This is a genomic window from Protofrankia sp. Cas4, from assembly GCF_963555915.1.
In the GTDB taxonomy this organism is placed as follows: domain Bacteria; phylum Actinomycetota; class Actinomycetes; order Frankiales; family Frankiaceae; genus Protofrankia.
The window spans coordinates 1-7,025 of the sequence record NZ_CAUVXL010000106.1 but is presented as its reverse complement, the minus strand read 5'-3'; the positions used below and the strand labels follow the sequence as shown (position 1 = coordinate 7,025).

The 7,025-nt window shown below is 64.5% G+C and carries 6 protein-coding genes; 2 read left to right on the top strand and 4 right to left on the bottom strand.

The annotated features are described in order from the left end of the window. Both U9979_RS09950 and U9979_RS09945 read left to right on the top strand, forming a co-directional pair. Positions 1-1,328 (top strand): MMPL family transporter (locus U9979_RS09950; RefSeq protein WP_322779138.1); only part of this gene is annotated, 1,328 nt, incomplete at its 5' end. A 96-nt stretch (positions 1,329-1,424) separates the two neighbouring features. Continuing rightward, positions 1,425-2,090, top strand: a complete 666-nt coding sequence (locus U9979_RS09945; RefSeq protein ID WP_322779137.1) for a phosphate signaling complex PhoU family protein — start codon at positions 1,425-1,427, stop codon at positions 2,088-2,090. Here U9979_RS09945 and U9979_RS09940 read toward each other — a convergent pair. The 4 genes from U9979_RS09940 to nodC form a co-directional block, all read right to left on the bottom strand. Then, a complete protein-coding gene (locus U9979_RS09940; RefSeq protein WP_322779136.1) occupies positions 2,087-3,664 on the bottom strand; it encodes a carbamoyltransferase C-terminal domain-containing protein in 1,578 nt (525 codons plus the stop codon). The genes U9979_RS09945 and U9979_RS09940 overlap by 4 nt on opposite strands. 67 nt (positions 3,665-3,731) lie before the next feature. After that, entirely contained in the window at positions 3,732-4,496 is a 765-nt protein-coding gene (locus tag U9979_RS09935) for an ABC transporter permease (protein WP_322749956.1), read from the bottom strand. Between the two features lie 185 nt (positions 4,497-4,681). Next, positions 4,682-5,659: an ATP-binding cassette domain-containing protein gene (locus U9979_RS09930; protein WP_322779135.1), complete on the bottom strand. Its 978-nt coding sequence runs from the start codon at positions 5,657-5,659 to the stop codon at positions 4,682-4,684. Continuing rightward, on the bottom strand, positions 5,656-6,972 hold the full coding sequence (gene nodC, locus U9979_RS09925) for a chitooligosaccharide synthase NodC (RefSeq protein WP_416219852.1): 1,317 nt from the start codon (positions 6,970-6,972) through the stop codon (positions 5,656-5,658). Before nodC ends, U9979_RS09930 begins: the two co-directional genes overlap by 4 nt. Between the last annotated feature and the right edge of the window lie 53 nt (positions 6,973-7,025).

Here is a 7,025-nt window from a genome sequence, read left to right as displayed (position 1 = left end):
GTTTCGGCATCGGCGGCCTGTTCATCCCGATTATTTCGGTCGCCTGCGCACTGACCCTGCTACCCGTCCTGCTGTACTTCCTGGCCGCGAAGCTCGATCGGGTGCGGCTCCTACCGCGCTCCATCACCGAGCGCCGAGAGGCGGAGGAGAACGTCTGGGCTCGTCTCGCATGGACGATCATGCGCCACCCGGCGGCCATCGCGGCGGGCAGCACGGCGCTGCTCGTCGCGCTCGCGCTGCCAGTGCTGGCCCTCGAGCTCGGACCGGGCTCGAACAAGGGCATCCCGCGCACTCTCGAGAGTGTCCAGGGCCTTGACATCCTTTCCGATGCGGTCGGCGCGGGCGCCCTGGCGCCGACGACGGTCGTCATCGACTCCCATCGGCCAGGCGGGGCCGATGACGCCCAGGTGCAGGCCGGGCTGACGCGGCTCCAGCACAGTCTTCGTGCCGATTCGCAGGTCGCCGCGGTCGTCTTCGACCCTGCCAGCACGCAGTTCGTCGACCCGTCCCGGCGTTACCTGCAGCTACAGGTGATCGGGAAGAGTGAGTACGGGACGCCCGCGTCGCTCGACTTTGCCCACCGCCTGCGCCAGGACCTCGTCCCGGCGGCCGGGTTCCCCACCGGGGTCGCCGTCTACGCCGGCGGCGGCCCTCCGAGCGGGGTCGACTTCCTGCACCTCACCTATAGCGCCTTTCCCTGGCTGGTGCTCGGGGTGCTCGTCCTCACGTATTTCCTCCTGCTGCGGGCTTTCCGTTCGATCATCCTCCCGCTGAAAGCAATCGTCCTGAACCTGCTTTCGATCACTGCCGCCTACGGCCTGCTGGTGGTCTTCTTCAAGTGGGGCGTGGGTGGCGCGCTCGGGCTCATTTCCTTCGACCAGATCGAGGGCTGGATCCCGGTCTTCATCTTTGCGATGGTGTTCGGTCTGTCCATGGACTACGAGGTCTTCCTCGTGAGCCGGATGCGCGAGGAGTGGGACGCCGGCCGGGACAACGAGACCGCGGTGGCGCTCGGGTTGGCCAAGACCGGGCGCATTGTGACCGCGGCCGGCCTGGTCATGTTCGCCGCTTTCATGGGCTTCGTCGCCGGGTCGATCGTCGGTCTGCAGCAGTTCGGGTTCGGGCTCGGCGCGGCGATCATCATCGATGTGACCATCATCCGTGCACTGCTCGTTCCGAGCGCGATGGCACTGTTCGGGCGCTGGAACTGGTGGCTGCCGCACAATGTCGCGCGGGTCTTCCGGGTCAGGAACTCGCCGCTGGCACCCAGCGCACCCAGCGCACCCAGCGCACGCCCGGCGCCCGGTCCGAGCAGTGTCGGTGGCTGACGTCCACGTGGCGCATGTTCCCGACGGGCAGGGTCGCCAGGATGGCGCCACTATCGGATTATGGAGGTTCATCGGATTATGGAGGTTCATCAGATTATGGATGTTCCGGGACCGCACCGGTTTGACTACACCGCCGAGCTGGACCGGGTCCGAGTGGCCCTCGGGGAGCTCGCAGCTGAGGCGAGTCGGATCGTCACAGCCGCCACCGTCGCTGTGGCCGGCCCCGATGCCGGCCGGGCTGATACCGCTGCGGTCCACGCCGCCCTGCAGAGCCTGCAGGTCCGCAGCCGGAAGCTGGACGACGAGCTCGTGGTGCTGCTTGCCTGTCAGAATCCGGTGGCCGGGGACCTACAACTTGTGGTCGCCTGTCTGCGGATCGCAACCGGGGTGGAACGGATGGGCGAGCTTGCCGATCACATCGCGGCCACCGCCGATCTCCGGCGGCCCGCCCCGGTGGTCCCGGCGCCGCTGCGTCCCACCATCACCCATCTCGGCCGGCTGTGCGGCGACCTGGCCGACCAGCTTGCCGCCGCGATCCGCAAGGATGACCGGGAGGCGGCCCGGCAGGTGGAGGACGCGGACGACCAGATCGACCAGATTCACCGGCGGCTGCTGGCAACCCTGACCGATTCGGCGTGGCCATACGGGATTCAGAGCGCCGTGGACCTGACGTTGCTTTCCCGCTACTACGAACGGTTCGGCGACCAGGCCGTCACCGCGGCCCGCCGGCTCGCCGGCATCCACCCGGCGACAACACGCTAGGTGTGGGTCGAACCGAGCTCGCTGCGCTGATACCAGCTGTCCCCGACGATAACGTCTGAGATGTTCTTCGTCTCGCAGTAGCCGATGAGTTCCGACATGCGGTTGATGAACCCGTGCCCGGAGAAGTTCAGTGAGGTGTTACACAGGACGCCATAGCCCGAAACAGCCCGAAATGATTCCAGCAGCCGGTACAGAGTGGGCTCGTCGCTGGATCGCACCGACTGGACCCTCGCCGTTCCGTCGACGTGGGTGACCGCTGGCAGAGCATCGGTCCGGACGCGACTGAAGTACAGCATGTACGGGTCCTCGACCGGGTTGTCGAACCAGAGGCCCATGTCCTCGGCAATGCAGCAGGGCGCTATCGGTCGGTACCCTTCGCGCTTTTTGATCGTGTTGAGGAGGTCCTTCGCCCCGGCGGTCAGTGGAGATGCGAGTAACGACCGGTGCCCGAGCGCGCGCGGTCCGATCTCGTAGCGTCCCTGGACCCACGCGGCCACCCTGCCGTCCAGCAGCTGCCTGGCAAGTCGCTCGACGTGCAGCGGCTGGACCGACCAACGGGCGGGATCGGGTTCCCCGTCATGCACGAACGGGGCCCCCGCGTAGACATTCCACTCAAGACGGCACGGCTCACCAAAGTACGTCGCCGCGTCCATCGCGGTGCCGATAGCCGAACCGGAGTCATTGGCACAGGGTGGGACAAAGACGTCGGTGAAGAGGCCGGACTCACGCCAGCTTCTGTTCCACTCGCAGTTCAGGCCGCATCCGCCGGATATCAACAGCGGCAGCCCGCGGGGGAGCCGGGATTCGGCCACCGAACGGAAGGTCTCGAACAGTCGGGTGGTCAGATACCGGGCGGCGGTGTGCAACAGCGGACTGTCGACACCGCAGTTGTACAGGGCGGAGTCCCGGAAGGAGATCTTCTCAAAAGGCTCAAACGTTTTTCCGGGTTTCATGAATTCCTCGACAACCTCTTTCACCTCGGACCGGGGTTCGGAGTCGGCTGCATATGCGGTGAGAGCCATGAGCTTTCCCGCGTCCTGCAGCCGGGGTACGTCTCCGGAGTCCCAGAAGGTGCGGTCGGCGAGAGCGAAGAGCGCGGCGTAACGTGAGCCGGGCTCCGCCAGAACCGGGAGCGGTGTGATCTTCGCTCCATAATTCTGCCAGTGGTAGAAGGCGCCGATCTCGCCCTCCCACACCAGAATCACGCACTCGCGTAGCGGAGCGGCCGGAGCCATCGCCGCGACCATGAAAAGATGCGAGCGCTCGTGGCTGGAGGTGAAGACGGTGACGGGTTTCCCGCAGAAGCTCCCTTCCGAGGTCACCCCCGGGTCCACGCCGAAATAGCCTGCCCCATGCTGTGACAGATAACCTGGCAGTGCCTTGTGCCAGCCACCGATGGCCAGCACGTCCGGCTGCCCGGGTGCCATGTCCATGGCCTGGAGAACCAGGGACGCCGAGATCCCTCCGTAACGGCCGAAGGAGTCCTTCTCGCCTTCGAGGGAGTAGATGAGCCGGCCGTCCTCCACGAAGGCGATCGCGCCGTCGTGCCCGGGGTTCATGCTCAGAATTCGCATTGGACGTCCCCTTGTCTCGATACTGGCGTTCGCGATTGCCGGAATGAGCGACGTGAGGTCGACGACCTCACCGACTGGTCGCCCGCATGAACTTTCGAACGCACAGCGGGGCGGCGACGAACAGGATCACACATGACCAGACCAGCGACATCGCGATCGGATAGTCGGTCATCCAGGTGTGGTGGACCACCGGAGTCGCCGGATTTCCGAAGAGCTGTCTGCTGGCAGTTCCGACCGCGGAAACGGGGTTCCACTCGGCGGCGTACTGCACCCACACCGGCATGCTCTGTACGGGTGCGAGCGCATTGGAGAGATAGATTACCGGGAACAGCCAGATGGTACCGGCCCCGGCGGCCGCCTCCGGACTTTTCGTGCACACCCCGATGAGTGCACCCACCCAGCTCATCGCGAGACCGAAAATCAGAAGTATGCCGACGGAAAGTAGTGCACTGCCGATACCGTTGTGGATGCGCCAGCCGACCGCGAACCCACACGAAATCGTCACCAGTACGGTTATGAAGGTCTTCAACAGGCCGGCGTTGGTGAATCCGGCGAGGACGGTGGAGCGGGCCACTGGTAGCGTACGGAGGCGATCGATCGTATTTTCTTCGAGTTCCTGGGCGATCGCACCGGAGGTGGACGCGGCAGCGAACGCAACAGTCTGCGCCAACAGGCCGCCGATCACGAATTCAGTATAGCTACCGCCGCCCGGCAATTTTATTGCATTGGCGAAAAGATATACCATCGCCAGGGTGAAAAGAGCCGGTTGAATAATGCTGTAGGCAATGATGTCGGGTTGTCTCGGCAGCCGCATCAGAATGCGTCTGGTCATCAGGTATGTTTCGGTGAGTGCGGCTCCGGTGCTCCGACCGGACCAACGCGGGCTGACAGGGGGTCCCGATACGATCCTCAGGTTCGTGTTCCGGTGACGACCGGTAATTTCGCCGTATCTACGGTGCGGCCTGATGTCGGCAGCGGGTAACATTGCACGGTCCGCCAGGGAAAGCATGTTCTCGTTCATGCCGCCATCGCCGTCGTATTGGGTGCCGCTTCGGTGGCCGTGGGTCGACCGGTGAGGCTCAGGAAGACGTCGTCAAGGGTCGGTCGGCACAGCGCGACGTCCTCGAGTTCGACCGCGGCGGCATCCATCTCACGCAGCACCCGGGCGAGCAGCCCCGGTTCGTGTGGTGTCATCACGGTGACCCGTCGTTCCGATGGGAGGACGACCGCCTGGCTGGTACCGAAATAGTCAAGGATGGACGCGGCAAGAGGCAGCAGTTCACGGTCACGCAGGACAACCTCGATGCGGTCACCGTTGATCTGTGTCTTCAGCTCGTCCGCGGTGCCTCTGGCGATGACACGGCCGTGGTCGACCACGGCTATCAGGTCGGCGAGCTGATCGGCTTCTTCCAGGTACTGGGTGGTGAGCAGGAGCGTTGTGCCCGCGCTCACGAGTTCGGAGATCATTGCCCAGGTGCCGCTGCGGCTACGAGGGTCCAGCCCAGTTGTCGGTTCGTCGAGGAACAGGACAGCCGGCCGTGTGATCAGGCTGATGGCGAGGTCCAGCCTGCGCTGCATGCCGCCCGAGTAGGTCTTTGCCAGCCGGCTGGCCGCCGCGGTGAGGTCGAACTGCTCAAGCAACTCCTGGGCGCGCTGGCGTGCCCGCCGCCGGCCCAGCCTGTGCAGCCGGCCGAAGAACTCCAGATTCTCCCATCCGGTCAGCAGGGGTTCCACGGCTGTCTCCTGACCGGAAACTCCGATGCAGCGCCGCACCTCATACGGTTGCCGGACCACGTCGAAACCGCCCACCCACGCGCGTCCGCCGTCTGGCTTCAGCAAGGTGGTCAGTATCCGGACGGTCGTGGTTTTACCTGCGCCGTTCGGACCGAGCAGGCCGAGGACGGTTCCTGGCTGGACCTCCAGATTCAGTCCGTCCAGAGCGTGCGCGTTCCCGTAACGTTTTACCAGACCTTCGACAGCAATTGCTGGTTTCATAGTGGTACAACCTCCTCATACGTTCCCCGGGAATCGGCGTACGCCGGGATCCCGGTCGTTGTAATGACATGCTGCGTTGCGCTCGTGTGCTGCGCCGCAGGCAGAGCGCGTGAACCCCAGGTCGTGTTGCCCAGGGTGCAGAGTGCATAGAGCTTCAGGGGAAGGAGCAGGCCGATGTTGATGAATCCGTGGAAGGCAAACGCGAAGAACGCCATTTTCCTGGTGCGCCAGGCGCCATAGGTGCACTGCAGCAACGAGAGCCCTGCCATTGCGGCGATCGACCACCACGGCGGTGGAGCCGCGGACACAGCGACAAGAGCGAGGCCTGTGATCATTGACAGGACGAGTAACAACGGCGCCAGATTCTGCGCGACGACGTCAAGTGTCAAATAGCGGTGCAGGCGGGGAAGGAGCCTGATGGCAAGGAGGGTGTCCCGATAGGTACTGCGGGCCCACCGGAGCTGCTGGCGCAGGTAGGGACGAATCCGCTCGGGGACGACGGTCGCGGCCGTCGCGTCCGGGATATAGACGGTGCGCAGACCCGACTGCAGTATGAGAATCGTCAGGTGGCGATCCTCTCCGAAGTCGCTCGGTCGCCCACGAAACATCTGGGTCTCGTAGTCGTCGAGGACGGTCGTGAGCACGGAGCGCCGGTAGATCGCGCACGGCCCGCAGCAGCACATCACCGCTCCGAAGACGGACTGAGCGGCCCGTTCCTGGTTGCAGGCGATCCAGTACTCCATGTTGACCAGTCGGGTGAGCCAGGTCGCCCGACTGTTACTCGCCACCATGTGCCCCATAGCCGCACCCACCCCGGGGTCGGCCATCGCCGCCGCCAGTTTGCCTACGACGTCGGGTTCGATGGTCGTGTCGGAGTCGATTGCCACGACAAGGTCGCCGACCGATTGACGGATGGCCGCTACCTGGGCCTTCCGCTTTCCCACGTTGTTCGTCAACGGAATGATCACAAATCGTCGGTCGCGACCGAATTCATCGTAAACGGACTGGAGCTGCTGGCGGTTCCGTGAGCCGTCGTCGACGACGTACACTGTGAGAAGGCCTTCGTAGTCCTGGTTCGCCACGGAGCGCAAACAGGATGCGAGCACCGCCGGTTGTTCGTTGAAGCACGGAATGATCACATCGACGGTGGGTAGTGCGGTGGCGGGTCCGACGTTTCCCGGGACGGCTCGCTGCCGCCGATACGTCCGGTGCGCGAAGCGAATCTGCGTTGCCAGGTAGCCGATGATGAGGAGGGCATAGGCCGACAGCACGCCGGTGAAAAGGATCCGTAAGACCACGATTGTCGTATGCATGGAGTCCTCTGTTCCAGGAGTCGGGCCGCCCACGCGGCCGGTAGAAACAGGGT

Bases quoted from the DNA above. Each gene is read 5' to 3' on its own strand.
- U9979_RS09945 (WP_322779137.1), top strand. From the start codon at position 1,425: ATGGATGTTCCGGGACCGCACCGGTTTGACTACACCGCCGAGCTGGAC.
- U9979_RS09940 (WP_322779136.1), bottom strand. From the start codon at position 3,664: ATGCGAATTCTGAGCATGAACCCCGGGCACGACGGCGCGATCGCCTTC.
- U9979_RS09935 (WP_322749956.1), bottom strand. From the start codon at position 4,496: ATGACCAGACGCATTCTGATGCGGCTGCCGAGACAACCCGACATCATT.
- U9979_RS09930 (WP_322779135.1), bottom strand. From the start codon at position 5,659: ATGAAACCAGCAATTGCTGTCGAAGGTCTGGTAAAACGTTACGGGAAC.
- nodC (WP_416219852.1), bottom strand. From the start codon at position 6,972: ATGCATACGACAATCGTGGTCTTACGGATCCTTTTCACCGGCGTGCTG.